17 protein-coding genes and 1 pseudogene are annotated in these 16,947 nt (G+C 34.7%); 5 read left to right on the top strand and 13 right to left on the bottom strand.

Annotated features, from left to right (window positions below):
• Nucleotides 1-200 precede the first annotated feature (200 nt).
• The 5 genes from NST77_RS05050 to NST77_RS05030 all read right to left on the bottom strand — a co-directional run bounded on the left by NST77_RS05050 (nucleotide 201) and on the right by NST77_RS05030 (nucleotide 5,415).
• Nucleotides 201-1,091 (bottom strand): CAP domain-containing protein, encoded by an 891-nt coding sequence (locus NST77_RS05050; RefSeq protein WP_235973322.1) that lies wholly within the window; start codon nucleotides 1,089-1,091, stop codon nucleotides 201-203.
• Nucleotides 1,092-1,461: 370 nt separating this feature from the next.
• A complete protein-coding gene (locus NST77_RS05045; protein ID WP_123257409.1) occupies nucleotides 1,462-1,929 on the bottom strand; it encodes a DUF420 domain-containing protein in 468 nt (155 codons plus the stop codon).
• Nucleotides 1,930-2,231: 302 nt separating this feature from the next.
• A complete protein-coding gene (gene cyoE / locus NST77_RS05040; protein ID WP_095329068.1) occupies nucleotides 2,232-3,149 on the bottom strand; it encodes a heme o synthase in 918 nt (305 codons plus the stop codon).
• Nucleotides 3,150-3,577: 428 nt separating this feature from the next.
• Nucleotides 3,578-4,816: an FtsW/RodA/SpoVE family cell cycle protein gene (locus NST77_RS05035; RefSeq protein ID WP_123257408.1), complete on the bottom strand. Its 1,239-nt coding sequence runs from the start codon at nucleotides 4,814-4,816 to the stop codon at nucleotides 3,578-3,580.
• 317 nt (nucleotides 4,817-5,133) lie between these two features.
• Nucleotides 5,134-5,415 (bottom strand): YlaN family protein, encoded by a 282-nt coding sequence (locus NST77_RS05030; protein WP_341122761.1) that lies wholly within the window; start codon nucleotides 5,413-5,415, stop codon nucleotides 5,134-5,136.
• A gap of 273 nt (nucleotides 5,416-5,688) precedes the next feature.
• On the opposite strand from NST77_RS05030, the gene NST77_RS05025 reads away from it, so the two are divergent.
• The gene (locus tag NST77_RS05025) at nucleotides 5,689-6,177 is read left to right on the top strand and encodes a peptidyl-prolyl cis-trans isomerase (RefSeq protein WP_123257407.1); all 489 of its coding nucleotides are present in this window, start codon (nucleotides 5,689-5,691) and stop codon (nucleotides 6,175-6,177) included.
• A 65-nt stretch (nucleotides 6,178-6,242) separates the two neighbouring features.
• Here the strand turns inward: NST77_RS05025 and NST77_RS05020 are convergent, their stop codons facing one another.
• Nucleotides 6,243-7,571 (bottom strand): PhoH family protein, encoded by a 1,329-nt coding sequence (locus tag NST77_RS05020; protein WP_123257406.1) that lies wholly within the window; start codon nucleotides 7,569-7,571, stop codon nucleotides 6,243-6,245.
• Between the two features lie 221 nt (nucleotides 7,572-7,792).
• On the opposite strand from NST77_RS05020, the gene NST77_RS05015 reads away from it, so the two are divergent.
• Together NST77_RS05015 and NST77_RS05010 are read left to right on the top strand one after the other, a co-directional pair.
• Nucleotides 7,793-8,401 (top strand): YhcN/YlaJ family sporulation lipoprotein, encoded by a 609-nt coding sequence (locus NST77_RS05015; protein ID WP_123257405.1) that lies wholly within the window; start codon nucleotides 7,793-7,795, stop codon nucleotides 8,399-8,401.
• 70 nt (nucleotides 8,402-8,471) lie between these two features.
• Nucleotides 8,472-8,672 (top strand): YlaI family protein, encoded by a 201-nt coding sequence (locus NST77_RS05010; RefSeq protein ID WP_047939878.1) that lies wholly within the window; start codon nucleotides 8,472-8,474, stop codon nucleotides 8,670-8,672.
• Nucleotides 8,673-8,723: 51 nt separating this feature from the next.
• Here the strand turns inward: NST77_RS05010 and NST77_RS05005 are convergent.
• The 6 genes and pseudogenes from NST77_RS05005 to NST77_RS04980 form a co-directional block, all read right to left on the bottom strand.
• Nucleotides 8,724-9,088 (bottom strand): annotated as a pseudogene (locus tag NST77_RS05005) (cupin).
• Nucleotides 9,089-9,432: 344 nt separating this feature from the next.
• Complete coding sequence (locus NST77_RS05000; RefSeq protein WP_268926838.1) at nucleotides 9,433-9,558, bottom strand: hypothetical protein; 126 nt, start codon at nucleotides 9,556-9,558, stop codon at nucleotides 9,433-9,435.
• A 134-nt stretch (nucleotides 9,559-9,692) separates the two neighbouring features.
• Nucleotides 9,693-9,920, bottom strand: a complete 228-nt coding sequence (locus NST77_RS04995) for a hypothetical protein (RefSeq protein ID WP_341122760.1) — start codon at nucleotides 9,918-9,920, stop codon at nucleotides 9,693-9,695.
• 78 nt (nucleotides 9,921-9,998) lie between these two features.
• Nucleotides 9,999-11,831: a translational GTPase TypA gene (typA, locus tag NST77_RS04990; protein ID WP_095329063.1), complete on the bottom strand. Its 1,833-nt coding sequence runs from the start codon at nucleotides 11,829-11,831 to the stop codon at nucleotides 9,999-10,001.
• Nucleotides 11,832-12,365: 534 nt separating this feature from the next.
• Nucleotides 12,366-13,166, bottom strand: a complete 801-nt coding sequence (locus tag NST77_RS04985) for an inositol monophosphatase family protein (RefSeq protein ID WP_095329061.1) — start codon at nucleotides 13,164-13,166, stop codon at nucleotides 12,366-12,368.
• A gap of 372 nt (nucleotides 13,167-13,538) precedes the next feature.
• The gene (locus NST77_RS04980) at nucleotides 13,539-13,733 is read right to left on the bottom strand and encodes a hypothetical protein (protein WP_047943020.1); all 195 of its coding nucleotides are present in this window, start codon (nucleotides 13,731-13,733) and stop codon (nucleotides 13,539-13,541) included.
• A gap of 261 nt (nucleotides 13,734-13,994) precedes the next feature.
• On the opposite strand from NST77_RS04980, the gene NST77_RS04975 reads away from it, so the two are divergent.
• Nucleotides 13,995-14,615, top strand: coding sequence for a YktB family protein (locus tag NST77_RS04975; protein ID WP_123259636.1), 621 nt, complete (start codon nucleotides 13,995-13,997; stop codon nucleotides 14,613-14,615).
• A gap of 134 nt (nucleotides 14,616-14,749) precedes the next feature.
• On the opposite strand, the gene NST77_RS04970 is transcribed toward NST77_RS04975, so the two are convergent.
• Nucleotides 14,750-15,022 (bottom strand): UPF0223 family protein, encoded by a 273-nt coding sequence (locus NST77_RS04970; RefSeq protein ID WP_095329059.1) that lies wholly within the window; start codon nucleotides 15,020-15,022, stop codon nucleotides 14,750-14,752.
• 379 nt (nucleotides 15,023-15,401) lie between these two features.
• Between NST77_RS04970 and NST77_RS04965 the strand changes: the two genes are divergently transcribed.
• On the top strand, nucleotides 15,402-16,871 hold the full coding sequence (locus NST77_RS04965; RefSeq protein ID WP_123257403.1) for an aminotransferase class I/II-fold pyridoxal phosphate-dependent enzyme: 1,470 nt from the start codon (nucleotides 15,402-15,404) through the stop codon (nucleotides 16,869-16,871).
• Nucleotides 16,872-16,947 lie beyond the last annotated feature (76 nt).

Below are 16,947 nucleotides of genomic sequence, written 5' to 3'. Positions count from 1 at the left end.
CTGCCTATATTACTTTATGACAGCTTTGTAAAAAGTGTGCATTTCTCTTCATATTTCCCTAAAACCCTGTAACTAATAAGATTGGTTAAAGATAACCAAATCCTGCTATGTAATTATCCCTACCATACACCAACAACTCAGATAAAAAAAACAGCCGACCACTCCTCCGCTGAGTTTGCCGACTGTTTCTTTTTCTACTCTTACCATTTTTCGATAAAATTTTGTGTATAGTATTTATCAAATACTCCTACTCCAAGATGTGTAAATTTCTCATTTAATAAACATTCTCGATGCCCTTTGCTATTTAGCCAACCTTCCATTACTGCGGGAGCATCTGAATACCCTGCAGCGATATTCTCCCCAGCAACTTGATATAAGATGTCACCTGCTTTTAAGCGGTCCTCTAAATCACCATACTTCTCAGATGTATGAGAAAAGTTTTCGGTATCAAACATATCCTTACTATGGCCTAATGCTACTACCGCAGTAGGCTGATCCCATTCAACTGTATTTAACTTGAATCTTTTTCTTAATACATTTGTCATATCTAGAATTTGTCGCTCGTTTCCTTCTTGTATTGCTTCATTATTCTCCACATTACTCTGTGTCTCTAATAGTTCTCCCCGATAAACTAATTCATATGGTCTTAAATGAAGTAACGTTCGGGCATCCATATACCGAATACTTGATAGAGTACCATTAAATTTATCAAAGTATAGCTGTGCATAATAATCTCCAATTTGAATAAGTGGGCGGTTATTTATTTCATCCTCCGATAATTCAAAACGGTAGGAGGAATTTTCGTAGTTAAAGCTAATATTGGTTTCAATTGGAGTCATTGTATAAATATCTCCAACTTCTTGTCCAATTTTATAAGGCGTAACATTCACTGAGCTGCCAATTGCATAAATGGTAACTACTTTGTCATCAAGAATACCAGCTTGAAAATACTTAGAGTCATCCTTATTGAATATCCACCAGTCATATTCATAAGCGGAAGGATCAATTCTCGCTGGCTTCCCATACTTCTTTTTGAGTTCACTTGTACTCTTACCGATTAAGCTCCCTAACCCCTCTTTAGGAGCTGGCAAAACTTGCGTATTTTTACTTGCTTCTTTGAGATTATCCTCTACTTTTTTAGGATTATCACCATTTTCAACTAATACATCTGGCTGATTATTATCATCTGCTATACTAAAATAGAATCCAATCGCCGATAATATTGCAATAATTATGACAGTTCTTAATAAAATTTTCAGAGGATTCCCCCCTCTCTAGCATTGTTTCTATTAATATATGTGGCTTTCTTACTAAATAGTATAACTTAATTTAAATAATTTTAATAGAAGAAGTAGTTTTTCAATTATGTAAATAAAGTTACATTTAAAACCATCCATTTCGCCATTAGAAACCAATAAAAAAAATGCTTCTGTTTTTTAGAAGCATTTTTACATGTTATTTTTAAAAACCTAATATTGCTTTAATAACAGATGTCGTTTCTCCTCCATGATAAAAAACATAGAGTAGTAAATAAACCGCTGTTCCTGTAATAGCTGTAATAAACCAAATAATACTTGTGATCGGTCCTAACTTTCGGTGCTTTGCATATTGCTGCTTATAACCTGTATACAACATAATAATTCCTAATACAGCACCTATTGTGGCCAAGGTGATATGAAAGATAAGAAATATAGTATAGTAGATCTTAATATCATCTGGTCCTCCAAAAGAAGTGTTACCAATAAAAATCGTTCTTGATGCATAAATGACGAAAAAGATTACCGCGAAAATCGCTGCAAATAACATGACAGTCTGGTGTTGTTGTCTTTTTTTCTGCTTAATTAATCCCCAACCAATCGCTACAAAAATCGCACTTAAAATAATAAACGTAGTACTAATTGTCGGCAATATCGGTAATGTAAATTCCATTTAGCTATCCACTCCATAAAGTATTTACCTCTTTGTTTAACAAACTCCCAAAATTCCCTTTTCAATAAGACTGGTTCGCAAATTTAGTGCCGTTAACCAGGCAACACCCTCGACCTTTCTGACGAAAGCGAGCATTGCTCGGTCTCCTCTGTCTCACTAATCCCATCGAAGTCTATATGTATTCAGACTGCTCCAAGTTTCAGGATATTAATGTTTCTTATCGGAAAAAGCATCAAGCTTTAACCAATAAGAAATCAACCATTATTCTCCTTGAAATGTTCTCCCCTATAAACAATTCCTTTTTAGAATAATGTAAATACTACCATTGAGACAAATAATATTGTTAAATATTGAATGGAATAAATGAACATTGCTGTTGCCCATTTGTATTCATCTTCCTTTTTACTTGCTCGTATCCCCGTAATAACCCAACCGATATTTAATAATGTTGCTAATATTAAAAATGGAATACCGATTTGGTATAACAAAAATGGCAGCGGAAATAAAGCAATAATCCATATATACGTATGCCTTTTTGCTACCTCAAAACCTTTAACAACAGGGAGCATTGGAATTCCTGCTGCTCGGTACTCTTCTGCTCTTCGAATTGCTAAAGAATAAAAATGTGGCGGCTGCCAAACAAACATAATTAAAAACAAGCTCCAAGCCATCACATGGAGGCCAGGATCAATGGCAGCCCATCCAATTAGTGGTGGAAATGCTCCTGAAAAGCTTCCTATTACGGTGTTAGATACTAGTCGACGCTTTGTCCACATAGTATAGACAACGACATAGCTAAATGCACCGATTAAAGCAATGACAGTTGCAGTTATTGTTGTTAATAACAGGAATAAAGTACCAATGAAGAGAAAACCAAAACCTAAAACAGCAACTTTTGCAGGCTTCACTTTTCCTGTTACTGTTGGTCTGGACTTCGTTCTTTCCATTAATGGATCAATATCACGATCAATAAAATTATTTAAAACACAGGAACCTGCCATAATTAATCCTGATCCGATTAAAGTATATAATACCGTATCAATTTGCTCTAGAAACTTTGCATCTGTGAAGACTATTGCAAGCCAGATACCGGTAAACACGGTGATTAAATTTGAATTTACGATTCCTATTTTAATTAATGCGAGAAAATCCTTCCAAGCACTTGTTTCTGATTGTTGATTCGTCAATTTGGCTTCAGGATAAACGCGAGAATTAGCCATTTGATCATATCTCCCCTTTCATTACATACAAAAAGATATCATACTATATAAAATACCGTTCATTTTATTGTGTCATTATTCACATTTAACATCATAGCAATGTTAAAAAAAGACTCTTTTGCTATTAAACCATATTTTCATGAATATTTCTCTCTTTTTACACTAAAAACTTCAGTTGTCACATTATTGGTAAACTTTAACATTTATCACAACTTCCTCGAGAGCGTTTTACAAATAAAAAGACACTCTATTCATTATAGCCTTTTTTAGCAAGGAAGCAAATGAATCAACCTGTTTTCTTAGTATTACTTCTATAAACAAAGATAAAAAAACCAAAATCAGATACGAAATGCTTTAATATCTTCGTATCATGGTTTTGGTTTTTCTTTAGCTGGAAAACTTATATCCCAGCCATTTTATTGAATTGTTTAAAAATGACGGTTTGGTCGAACAAAACTGGAAGTAGGCTGTTTCTTCACTGCTATATCTGAAACATTCTCTTCTTTCGGCTTATAAACTCTTTCATATTTCACGAACATGGAAACATTGACAAGAATCCCCATTCCAATGGACAATTGTAATAAAGATGATCCTCCGTAACTAATAAAAGGTAACGGGACACCTGTTAATGGTATTAATCCAGAAACTCCTCCAATATTGATAAAAGCTTGGATTCCTATCATACTGGAAATACCGATTGCTAATAAGCTCCCAAACGGGTCTTTACACTTTAATCCTGTATAAATGCCTCTTAAAACAATATAGCTGAGCCCTACCACTACAAATCCGACACCAAAAATACCCAGTTCTTCAGCAATTACTGCCATAATAAAATCAGTATGGCCATCTGTTAAGTAACCCAGTTTTTGGACACCTTGTCCCAAACCTACCCCTTTTAGACCACCAGATCCAATAGCGATAAGAGAGTTACTCATATGGTAACCAGATTCTTGTACAACATCTTCAGCAAAAGGCGAATCTAGAAAAACGAAAATTCTCGCCATTTGCTTTTCTGTAAAAATACTCTTTCCTGCAAGCTGGAGGATTAAAACAAGTAATAATAAAAACGCCAAGCCAATCAGCATCAACTTGGACAAGTTTTTCCAGTTCATTCCTGAACATAAAATAACCGTAGCACCAATCATAAATATAATCGCTGCTGTACCAAAATCCGGCTGAAGAATAATCAATGCACAAACAATAACCAAATATGCTAGCGGGGGAACAACGCCTCGATTAAATTCATTTATATACGCCTGTTTTTTAGAGTAAATTGCCGATAGATAAATAATCACACCCAATTTAACAAACTCAGCTGGCTGAAGACTTGCTGTTCCTACTTTATACCAGCTTTGCGCATTTCCAAAAACACTACCGAATAAAAAGATTCCACTTAAAAAAATAATAGAGCCAAATACCATTGGTACTAATATTTTATTGCTTAACAATGCCTTATATGGAAAAATTGCCACTATCACAAAAGCAATCCCGGCAATGATAATATATTTTAGTTGTCTTTTATAAAAAAAATCACTACTGTCTTCTCCATAATATTGGACTGCTGAAACCATGCTAGCACTATAAATCATAATCAATCCAAATAGAATTAATAATACCATTGCTATAATTAATGTATAATCATACGATTTTAATATCTTCTTTATCATTCAACCGCATCCCTTATTCAATCTCCTCATTTAGAGTATTCGTTGTGTCTTATCTTTTTCCTGCTGAAAAGGATAAACTTCTAATTTTCATTCTCTTAAAATATTGGGCCGCTTTCTGTTATTAATCATAACAAATTGCTTATTCTTATCCGCTACTTACTCTACATTGGATGTTACTTACAAGCTTATGGGCTCAAGTGAGCTTATAAATTGCCAAAAGATTTGCCTTTGTTCGTATGTACTTCCCTTATTTACAAATAATACACATAGCCACTAAAAAAACTCAAACAATACATGCTTTTGTTTGAGTTTACTTTTTATTTTCTTATAGATGCTTCGTGCAAAATCGATAGCTCTTTTTCCAATTCATCTAAAATTTTCTTACCAACCTGTTCTTCTACTAAACCTAATCGAATAGCAAAATCTATCTCTTTAGACAATCCATACATTTGCGTATCCAAAACCTCTTCATATAGAGGGCATTGTGGCATTGTTAAATTATCCATCTGAACTTTAATTAGTTTTAATATTTTTTCAGCATCTGCTATCAATAACTCATTTGCTTTTTCTTTATGATTAATAATCATTTCAGAAGTCAATCTTATCCCCCCGTTTCCGAGCGATTATCCTATCTATAAAGTTTAAACTCAACCTAGAAAAATTGCAAGAACAATCCCTTTTAAAAAATTTAAAAGTTTGCGTTCTATCATCTCGAATGACAGAAAGACAAGAAAAAGCTATACTTAACATAACAACTGTTTTAATCTGCCAATTAAAATTTAGCCAATTTAAGATATTTTCTTTTAGAAGCAATACTAATTTGCAGAACTTTTATACATAACAAAGAACACACATACGGAGGAGATATAAAAATGAATAGTATTATTCAAGTTTCTGGGTTGGTAAATTTTCCGATTACTATTGATCCTACTGTCTGGATCTTTGATGATCGAAAACAAACAGCTGATACTGTATTTGCCCCAGTTGAAGTAAAGGACGAATTAGAAGCGTATACAAAAGAAGCCTCCAAGCACTGGGATCAAGAAATTACAGATGGAGCGAAAGCCCCAGAACAATCCACAAAAACCTATAAAAAAGTGGAAATGCTAACCGGAACCTTCTATATGGCTTTAGCTCCCTTTATAAAAAATGCAGAACCGCAGGAAGAGGCAAAAACTCTTTTAATCACAACAGAAGAAGAAGAATATGCGATTCCTTTAGAAGAAATCGGTTCGATCTTCTTATTATTTTGCGTAAAAGGAAAACCGCTTACAGAAGATGGTCCTGTACATATTTTCGATCAAACAAAAGGCCCAGAACAAACTCCTATCAAAAATGTCAGAGCATTTAAAATTACATAATGTTATTCATTCACACATACGCCATCTAGCTATTAACAGATGGCGTATCATTGTTTCCCGTTAAATTATAATAAATCTGCGGCAAGCTGAGCTAAAGAAGATCTTTCTCCCTTAACTAATTTTACATGACCTGCTATCGGTTGGTCTTTAAAACGTTCTACTACATAGCTTAATCCATTATTAAAAGCATCTAAATAAGGATGATCAATTTGTTCAGGATCTCCCATCAAAACAATCTTACTACCTTCTCCAACCCTTGTTAAAATCGTTTTCACTTCATGCTTCGTTAAGTTCTGGGCCTCATCAATAATAATAAACTGGTCTGGAATACTTCTTCCTCTAATATATGTTAATGCCTCTACTTCAATAGATCCCATTCCCGCCAGAATTGCTTCTAGTTCTCCTGGTTTCTTTGTATTAAACAAATACTCAAGATTATCAAAAATAGGCTGCATCCACGGTCGTAATTTTTCTTCCTTTTCACCAGGAAGAAAACCTAAATCCTTTCCCATCGGGACAATCGGTCTTGCCACTAATAATTTTTTGTAGTCTCCAAAATCTTCTGTCTGCATTAATCCAGATGCTAATGCCAATAGTGTTTTTCCTGTACCTGCTTTTCCTATTAACGTCACTAATGGCATGTCTTTTTTTAATAGCATTTCAATCGCCATCGTTTGCTGCACATTTCTTGGACGGATCCCCCAAATATGCTCATGATCAAACACTAGCTTTTTAACAAACTTCCTCGATGAATCTACAATAGCTAATGCTGAAGAGGAAGATCCCAATACATCCTTTAAAATAAGAAACTGATTTGGATAATAATTTCCATTCCCAATTTCTGCAATCGGGAGTTGACCATTTTCATAAAAGTTATTCAATATATCTATGGTTACTTGTACATCCATAAAACCAGTATATAAATGTTCATTTTCTACTACTCGATCACTTAAAAAATCCTCACTCTTCAAACCAATTGCATCTGCTTTTACACGGACGAGTGTATCTTTACTAACAAGAATAACGGTTCGTCCATTTTCTTTTTTACTTTCTTCTATTGATAAATTTTTTGCGACTGCTAGTATGCGATTATCATTTGTTTTTTCGACAAATATTTCTTGCAGTTCGTGAAAAGAACGGTGGTTTAATTCTATCCGTAAAGTTCCACCATTCTCCAATGGAATTTTATCGTGCAACTTTCCTGACTCTCTTAAGTTATCGATCAATCTAGATATTTGTCTTGCGTTCCTTCCGATTTCATCCATGTACCGTTTTTTGCTGTCTACCTCTTCTAAAGCTACTGCTGGAATTACTACATCATTGTCACTAAAAGAAAAAATAGAATAAGGATCCTGTAACAAGACATTTGTATCCAATACGTAAATTTTACTCAAACCGATGCCCCCTGCTCTAAAACGTCATATATTGCTGCACTTATCCGTGTAACGGAAAGAACCTTGGTAAAATATATGTTTTATCGAATAAAGATAGAAGATATTTTGCACAATAAAGAGAGAGGAAGTGTAAAAAATCGTAAAAATGCTCATTTCCATCTACAAATCAGGGGAAATGTACACTTTTAATTGTAGGTTTCAATATTAAAGGAGGGAATTTTATGAAAAAATGGTTTTTCTTCATCGCAGTCCTTTTTCTTCTTACAGGATGCACAAATAATAACGCAGAAAATAGCCAGCAATCTGAGAATAGAGAAAACAGCCCTCAAGTTACAAATGTAAAAAATTCTACCAACCAAAGGGTTGACCGGAAGACTGGACAGGATATCGCCAAAAGGCTCGTAGCTCTTGCAACAAGCATTGATAATGTTAATGATGCAACAGCGGTAGTAATCGGTAAATATGCGCTCGTAGGGGTTGACGTCAACGCTGACCTAGATCGTTCTGAGGTTGGTTCAATAAAATACGCAGTAGCCGAGAGTTTAAAAAATGATCCTGATGGCGCCAATGCAGTTGTCATTGCCGATCCTGACATTAATGCAAGACTGAAAGAAATTGGGGAAGATATTCAAAATGGAAAACCTATTCAAGGTATATTCAATGAACTAGCTGATATTAGTGGAAGACTTATCCCAGAGGTACCAGCGGATATGATTCGAAATGAGCCAGATAGAGATCTCAAAAAATCAAATGAAAAATTGAATGATAAAGAAGAAAAAGAGCTGAAAAATAACCAAGATGAACAATCAAATAATCATATAAGAGATTAAAATTCGATTTTCTATACGATTATATATTATAATGTGCCTATAATCTATTTTATGATTAGAGGTGCAACTATTGAAAGTTAAATGTGTGATATGTGATAAAATTGAAGATATAGACGAAAACTCCTTTCAGGCAAAACGACTACGAAATCGGCCAATCCATACGTATATGTGTAATGAGTGTGATGATAGAATCGCCAAAAACACAAAGAAAAGAATCGATTCGGGTAACTTTGTTCTTTATCAAAACAAAACTCAAGAAGATGATTGGTAAGTAGACAAGCATTATAAATAAAAAGAAGATCTTTTAGTAAGGTCTTCTTTTTTATATGCTCTTCTCTTTTAATGGTATCATTAAATCAGGCATTATCTCTTCACTTTCAATAACGATGGCTGTTAAGCTAATATCTGTTTTCGTTTCATGCCATTCCTCTTTATCCCAATACACCGCCTCTCCACTTCTAACTTGAAACCTTCATTCTTTTCTCCTCGAACATAGCCTATGCCGTTAACAATTAACAGAAGTTGTGGTATTACAGCTTGATGTAAACCAATAATCCCATTTTCTTCAAGATACATACATCCAAAATATGCTTCTTTCTTAGTTTCCAGGATACGATTCATAATAAAACAGGAATTAAATTGAGTGATTTGCTTTCCAGACTCTTTATTAAATCGAAAAATTTTCATTTCCCATTCCTCATTTTCCTTTATTTACTAATTATAAGTTTAGAGGTTGGTTGAAGAATACAACTAATTTATTTTTGAATATGTGCTTCTATTACGATTAGAGATTGGGTTTAACTTATGAGAGCTACGAGAGCTGGTCTCCATGACCTTTCACTCTGATTTCTTTGTCCTCATGCAAAAAGTGACTTTCATTTCCTTGATGAACGCCATTTTCTGCACTCTCCATGTTGATTGTGGCTTTCATTCCCTCGATGAACACCATTCTCTACATTCCCAATGATGATTGTGGCTTTCATTCCTTCGATGAACACCATTTTCTGCTCTCCCCATACTGAATATGGCTTTCATTCCTTCGATGAACACCATTTTCTACACTCTCCATGCTGAATGTGGCTTTCATTTCCTCGATGAACACCATTCTCTACATTCCCAATGCTGAATATGGCTTTCATTCCTTCGATGAACACCATTTTCTGCACTCTCCATGCTGAATGTGGCTTTCATTCCTTCGATGAACACCATTCTCTACACTCTCCATGCTGAATGTGGCTTTCATTTCCTCGATGAACACCATTCTCTACATTCCCAATGCTGAATATGGCTTTCATTCCTTCGATGAACACCATTTTCTACATTCTCCATGCTGAATGTGGCTTTCATTCCCTCGATGAACACCATTTTCTACATTCCCAATGCAAAAATGGTGTTCATTTCTCCATGAACTCCGTTTCCCTCTCTCACAATTCAAAATAATGAACACCATTCTTCCAACTTCCTTACAGTCACAGAAGACTCTTCTTTGTTCACAATCACTTAGTTTCCTTGCTTGCATTCTCAGTTAAAGCCTATACCTCCACTTCACTCAAAATAAAAAAAAGAAGCCATCAACAGATGACTTCCTTATCTATTATTATTCAGCAGATTTTTTCTTCTTGCCAGCTCTTTCACGTTCTGCTTTATTTAAGATTTTTTTGCGTAAACGAATTGATTCAGGAGTTACTTCACAATACTCATCATCGTTCAAGTATTCTAAGGATTCCTCTAAAGTCATAATTCTTGGTTTTTTCATTGTTGCCGTTTGGTCTTTGTTTGCTGAACGGATGTTTGTTGCTTGTTTTACTTTTGTGATATTAACAGTGATGTCATTTTCACGAGTATGTTCCCCAACAATCATTCCTTCGTAAATTTCAGTCCCAGCTTCAACAAAGATAATTCCACGATCTTCTACTTGCATAATTCCATAAGTAGATGATTTTCCAGACTCCATGCTTACTAATACACCTTGGCGACGTCCACCAACTTGACCTGATGCCATTGGTTGATAACTATCGAATGTATGGTTGATGATACCATAACCGCGTGTTAATGTTAAAAATTCAGTTGTATAACCAATAAGTCCTCGAGCAGGTACGTTAAAGATTAAACGAACTTGTCCATTACCGTTGTTGATCATATCTAACATTTCACCTTTACGAGCACCGATCGATTCCATAACTGAACCTGTATGCTCTTCAGGAACATCGATTTGTACACGTTCAATTGGCTCACAACGAACTCCATCAATAGTTTTAACGATAACTTCAGGTTTTGACACTTGAAGCTCGTAACCTTCACGACGCATATTTTCAATCAAGATAGATAAATGAAGTTCTCCACGTCCTGATACCGTCCATGCATCTGGTGAGTCTGTATTTTCAACACGTAAACTTACATCTGTTTCTAATTGTGCACGCAATCTTTCTTCAATTTTTCTTGAAGTTAAATATTTACCTTCTTTACCTGCAAAAGGAGAGTTATTAACTAAGAATGTCATTTGAAGAGTTGGCTCATCGATACGTAAAACTGGTAGTGCATCTTGATGTTCAAATGGACATACTGTTTCACCAACGTTTATATCTTCCATTCCTGATACTGCGATTAAATCTCCAGCGTATGCTTCTTCAATTTCTTGACGTTTTAATCCGAAGAAACCAAAGATTTTTGTTACACGGAACTGCTTCACTGTTCCATCTAATTTCATTAACGCTACTTGTTGACCAACCTTCATCGTACCGCGGAATACACGACCGATACCGATTCTTCCAACATAATCATTGTAATCTAAAAGAGCTACTTGGAATTGTAAAGGCTCTTCGCGATTGTCAACTGGTGCAGGAATATGATCTACAATTGCATCATATAATGATTGCATGTTTTCATCTTGTTTTTCAGGGTTTGTGCTAGCTGTACCATTAATAGCTGATGCATAGATAACAGGGAATTCTAATTGTTCTTCTGTCGCATCTAACTCAATAAACAAATCTAATACTTCATCAATAACCTCAGCAGGACGAGCAAAGTCACGGTCAATTTTGTTAACAACAACAATTGGAGTTAAGTTTTGCTCTAAAGCTTTTTTTAATACGAAGCGTGTTTGTGGCATACAACCTTCATATGCATCAACAACAAGTAGAACACCATCAACCATTTTCATGATACGCTCTACTTCTCCACCAAAGTCAGCATGTCCTGGTGTGTCTAGGATATTAATACGTTTATCTTTATATTGAATAGCAGTATTTTTCGCTAATATTGTTATTCCACGTTCTCTTTCTAAATCGTTGGAATCCATTGCACGTTCTTCCACATGTTCATTTGTACGGAATGTGCCGGATTGTTTTAACAGCTGGTCAACCAAAGTTGTTTTCCCATGGTCAACGTGAGCAATAATAGCAATGTTACGAATATCTTCTCTAATTTTCAAAAATTTCACTCCTACCTAAATATGTCTATCTGGATTAATTTATTTTTTTAATAATATTATAACTGAGTCATTATATCACATAATTTCACAGAAACCTAAAACCTTTTATCAAAATAACAAATGTAAACGTTATTTTGATAAAAAAATTTATTTTATCATCATTTTATGCTTGAATATAACAATTTATTTACATTATGGCTGTTCTTTCCATTCCATAACATAGTATGATAGAGGAGACACGATTAAAAAATACCCACAACATTTCGCTGTGGGATTTCTTTACTATCATACGCTATTAATTTTGATAAATATAGACCATAATAAAGGAAGATAAACATGAATTTTGATAATTATCCATATTTTTACTATAACGTTTATGGGGCATCTAGTTTTATAAGCATCGGAATATGTATTTTAGAAAAAACATTAGCTGGTACTCTTATTTGTTTTTGCCTATTCTGTGGAATTTGGTTCTTAAAATCCCATAAAAAAAAGAAAGTTCTTCATGTAACCGAAAACTAGCCTTAACAACTCTTACCAGTTTCCATCTTTTAGATATTTTTGAAGTATTTCATCATGTAATCCAGGTTTGGATGCAAAAAAAGATTGTTGCGTTAATAAATCAAGCGGTTCGTTTCTTAAAGTTGTTACCTTGCCGCCTAGCTCTTCAACCATTATCTTACCTGCTGCATAATCCCAAGGCGATAATCTTAAGGTTAAATAAGCATCCATTCTTCCGGCTGCTATGTACGCTAATTCTAAACAGGCAGATCCAAAAGATCTCGTTCCTCTTGATGCTTTTACAAGTGGTTCTAAGATAGTCGGATCAATCCGTTTATTTTTTGTTACCCATGTAGCATTTAATCCGATAATAGCCTCATCCACGGCCGTATCTTTTAAAGGTAATAGCTTTAAGTCATTCATAAAAACACCATTTCCCTTTCGAACATGGTACAGCTCGTCTGCCACTACATCATATATTAAACCAATCTTTCCTACTCCATCTTCATAAATTCCAATAGAGATGGCAAAATCCCGCTGCATATGGACAAAATTCATCGTTCCATCAATAGGATCAATAATCCAGACTATCCCTTTCAAATCTTCTAGTGCCTCACATACTCCCTCTTCGCCTAAAATACGATGGGAAGGAAAAACTTTATTGATCTTATTAATCAAAAATTCTTCTGTCCCCTTATCTATTTGGGTGACCAAGTCATTTTTATTTGATTTCGTTTGAATAATGAGCTCAGAAGAAAAAGACTTGATAATTCTTGCTCCTGCCTCTTTAATCCATTCTTTCGCATATTTATCGATTTCCAGCCAATTTGTCATCTTCTCAACCCTTCTTTACATTCTTTTTTTCATCGTTTCCTATATTTTAGCTTAGATCATCCCTAAACATACTTCTAAAAAATCTATCCTTCTTCTATATAGTATCATAAAATAAGAAAATTCTATGAATACAGGTTCTTTGGATAATATTATGTATTTTCTTCTTAAAGTCTATTACTAAGAGCCCAGCCTATACCCCCTTCCCTTTCCAATTCTCTTCGTCAATGCGGTGACAACGTCCATTTAAGCTAAACAATATTTCTAAAGCTCATTTTTCTATTGGTATGCAAAATCATGCAGCTGACTTTATAGGAATGAAAGGTTGCTTCCTATAGAGTCAGCTGCATGATTACCTATCAGCTTATTCATTAGTTATAATGCTTTAAGTCTTAGAAGTTCCTGCCTAATTCTTTCTAACTTTTGCTTACTTAATTTTTTTTGTTTTTCATCCTTTTCATTCATCGCATCGAATAAGGTAGCCAATTCATAATCCATTTCTAGACGAAGAACAGCTTTTTTTTCCTTTTCCACTTCCATTTTCTTCGCTAAATTCATCAATTGTTTCACTGACAGAACACCCCTTTCATCGACTTGCATTTCTGTTGATTTCATATATATTATGTGGAAACTAATTAGCTTGCTCCTATTTTGTGCTATAACCCAGCGTAATCCAAATTCCTTCATAATATTATTTATGTATGCTACAATATTTGCGAAAAGGCTAGCTAAGTTGAAGCTACATTTTAAGTGACTAAATAGCTTACTTGATTTTATATACAGTATTTACCCGTAAACAATGGAGATAAACTAAAAAGGAGATAAGAAATAATGGCATTCACTGGTTTTACACAAAAAGATTTTGATACCTTTACAATTGATGGACTAGATGCTCGAATGGAAGCGATTCAGGAAAGAATTCAGCCAAAGTTTCGCGAAATTGGCACACAGCTTACTGAAGAGCTGTCTGGAAAGCTTGGCATGGAAATGTTTCTACATATTGCAAAACATGCAAGACGAACAGTTAACCCGCCGAAGGATACTTGGCTTGCCATCGCAAGTAATAAACGAGGCTACAAACAACATCCACATTTCCAAGTCGGCTTATTTGATGACCATGTCTTTATTTGGTTAGCATATATATATGAACTTCCAAAAAAGAAAGAAATCGCTGAAGGTTTTTTGGCAAATTATGAGATTCTGCAGTCCACTTTGCCACAAGATTATGTTCTATCCATGGACCATATGAAAAAAGATGCAGTTAAAATTGGAGAGACAAACTTAGAAGCAGCCTTAACAAGATTCCGTGATGTAAAAAAAGCTGAATTTTTAGTAGGTCAGAAAATCGCTGCTGGAGATTCTATTCTATCAAATGGAGAAGAACTGCTTGCATTAATTGAAAAAACTTATGATACCCTGCTTCCCATTTATAAATTATCATTGGAGTATTAGATTTGGATTAGCTATGAAAAAAGAGGCCGTTATACAGCCTCCTAGACTGTAAGCAAACTAAAATCAGCGGTTTGTTTACAGTTTTTCATTATCTTTTTGTAAAAAGTTACAAGCAAAATATTTTATATCACCTATCATGACATCTTTATTCTACTATCATCCGAAGCTTCTTTCGCCTTTTTGATGGTTCGATAGGTTGAATAACCACTTACTTCTTCAAATTCATCACATACTTTTTTTTCTTGCGCTTTTCCTGGGACAATTTTTTTAAAGGCACGGTATTGCTCCATTAATTCTGCCTTCTCTACCCCTTTTTCATATGCTTTTTCAATGCATTCAAAAAATTTAACGACAGTAATAATTTCATCCGTTGACCAATCAATATCGATTGGGTATTGATAATCCATATTTCCACATCCTATTAATTGAAGTTTTTCAGATAAAAACTATTGTAATTTAAGTAGCTAAGAAAGTAAAATATTGATTCTTTTCCCAAGTTCCTTTCCTCTACTAGCTAAACTGAAGAAAGAAAAAATAGAGAAAAAAAATAATTCTTTTTCCTATAGTGAAAACTAATTGTATGCAAAGAAAATAAAAAATGCTATAATTCTTTTGTTTTCTGATTTTTATATTTTGAGATTAGGGTAAAACTTGTTAAGAGTAATGAAATTAAAGACAGAATAGCGGCAGCAATGTACAATAAAATTTTTAGATGTACATAAGAAATTTAAATAAAGTTCGCTTAAAATTGCATAAAAATACTAAATAAAGAGGTGTGGTAATAAATTGTCACAACACGAAACACCGTTATACCACGGATTATTGGAACATGTTAAAAGGGATCCGATTCAATTTCATATACCCGGTCATAAAAAAGGGAATGGAATGGATCCAGAATTTAGAAACTTTATCGGAGAAAACGCCCTTTCGATAGACCTTATTAATATTGGTCCTCTTGATGATCTTCATTATCCAAAAGGGATGATTAAACATGCACAGCAGCTTGCTGCTGAGGCATTTGGAGCAGATCATACTTTCTTTTCCGTTCAAGGCACAAGTGGTGCTATCATGACGATGATCATGAGTGTTTGTGGCCCAGGAGATAAAATTATTGTTCCTAGAAATGTCCATAAATCTGTTATGTCTGCCATAATATTTGCTGGAGCAATTCCAATTTTCATCCACCCTGAAGTAGATAAGAATCTTGGAATTTCTCATGGAATCACCGTCGAGTCTGTTCAACATGCTTTAGATATTCATCCAGATGCTAAAGGGCTTTTAGTTATTAATCCAACTTATTTTGGCATCTCTGCTGATTTAAAGACGATTGTAGATTTGGCGCATTCCTATGATATCCCTGTCCTTGTAGATGAAGCACATGGAGTTCACATTCATTTTCACGAGGAACTGCCAATGTCTGCAATGCAAGCCGGAGCAGATATTGCCGCAACAAGTGTGCATAAACTCGGTGGGTCGATGACACAAAGCTCTATTTTAAATATGAGAGGCGACCTTATTAGCTATAAACGTGTACAATCTATTTTAAGTATGTTGACAACAACTAGTACTTCCTATTTGCTGCTAGCCTCTTTAGATGTTGCCAGAAAGCGTCTTGCAACAGAAGGAAAAGAGCTGATTGATAAAACGATTAATCTTGCACAATACATTCGAAGACAGATTAATGACGTAGAACATCTATATTGTGTGGGCGAAGAAATTCTGGAATCAGATTCTGCTTTCGATTATGACCCAACAAAACTCATTATATCTGTGAAAGACCTTGGCTTAACTGGCCACGATGCGGAAGAATGGCTTCGGAAACATTATCGCATTGAAGTAGAAATGTCCGATTTGTATAATATTCTGTGCATTATTACACCAGGGGATTCCGAAAGAGAGGCCAATATTTTAATTGACGCCTTAAAAGCTCTTGCAGTAGAACGAAAAGATAAGGCTTCAAAAGTAGAAGCACGAGTGATGCTGCCAAACATCCCTTTACTGGCACTAACGCCGAGAGATGCATTCTACTCAGAAACCGAATTAATCGATTTTGATGATTCAGTGGGAAGAGTAATTGCGGAGTTTATTATGGTATACCCTCCAGGAATCCCTATTTTCATTCCTGGCGAAATTATTACAGAAGATAACCTTGCTTATATAAAAAGAAATATGGAGGCAGGATTGCCTGTTCAGGGTCCTGAGGATTACGATTTCAAAAAGCTTCGTGTTATTAAAGAGCATCGTGCAATAAGATAAATAAATTTTGGAGAGCAGGGATGCCATATATAGGGTATTCCTGTCTTTAATTTGGTAATAAATGAAAAGACAGCAT

Origin of the sequence: Niallia sp. FSL W8-0177 (genome assembly GCF_038006285.1) — a bacterium.
In the GTDB taxonomy this organism is placed as follows: Bacteria; Bacillota; Bacilli; order Bacillales; family Cytobacillaceae; genus Niallia; species Niallia circulans_A.
This window is presented reverse-complemented; position numbering and strand designations above follow the sequence as displayed.

What these genes read in the sequence shown, in the direction of transcription:
- NST77_RS04995 (WP_341122760.1), bottom strand. Translation starts at nt 9,920, where the DNA reads ATGCAAGCAAGGAAACTAAGTGATTGTGAACAAAGAAGAGTCTTCTGT.
- NST77_RS04985 (WP_095329061.1), bottom strand. Translation starts at nt 13,166, where the DNA reads ATGACAAATTGGCTGGAAATCGATAAATATGCGAAAGAATGGATTAAA.
- NST77_RS05015 (WP_123257405.1), top strand. Translation starts at nt 7,793, where the DNA reads ATGAAAAAATGGTTTTTCTTCATCGCAGTCCTTTTTCTTCTTACAGGA.
- NST77_RS04970 (WP_095329059.1), bottom strand. Translation starts at nt 15,022, where the DNA reads ATGGATTATCAATACCCAATCGATATTGATTGGTCAACGGATGAAATT.
- NST77_RS05000 (WP_268926838.1), bottom strand. Translation starts at nt 9,558, where the DNA reads ATGGTGTTCATCGAAGGAATGAAAGCCATATTCAGCATTGGGAATGTA.
- NST77_RS04975 (WP_123259636.1), top strand. Translation starts at nt 13,995, where the DNA reads ATGGCATTCACTGGTTTTACACAAAAAGATTTTGATACCTTTACAATT.
- NST77_RS05045 (WP_123257409.1), bottom strand. Translation starts at nt 1,929, where the DNA reads ATGGAATTTACATTACCGATATTGCCGACAATTAGTACTACGTTTATT.
- NST77_RS05025 (WP_123257407.1), top strand. Translation starts at nt 5,689, where the DNA reads ATGAATAGTATTATTCAAGTTTCTGGGTTGGTAAATTTTCCGATTACT.
- NST77_RS05035 (WP_123257408.1), bottom strand. Translation starts at nt 4,816, where the DNA reads ATGATAAAGAAGATATTAAAATCGTATGATTATACATTAATTATAGCA.
- cyoE (WP_095329068.1), bottom strand. Translation starts at nt 3,149, where the DNA reads ATGGCTAATTCTCGCGTTTATCCTGAAGCCAAATTGACGAATCAACAA.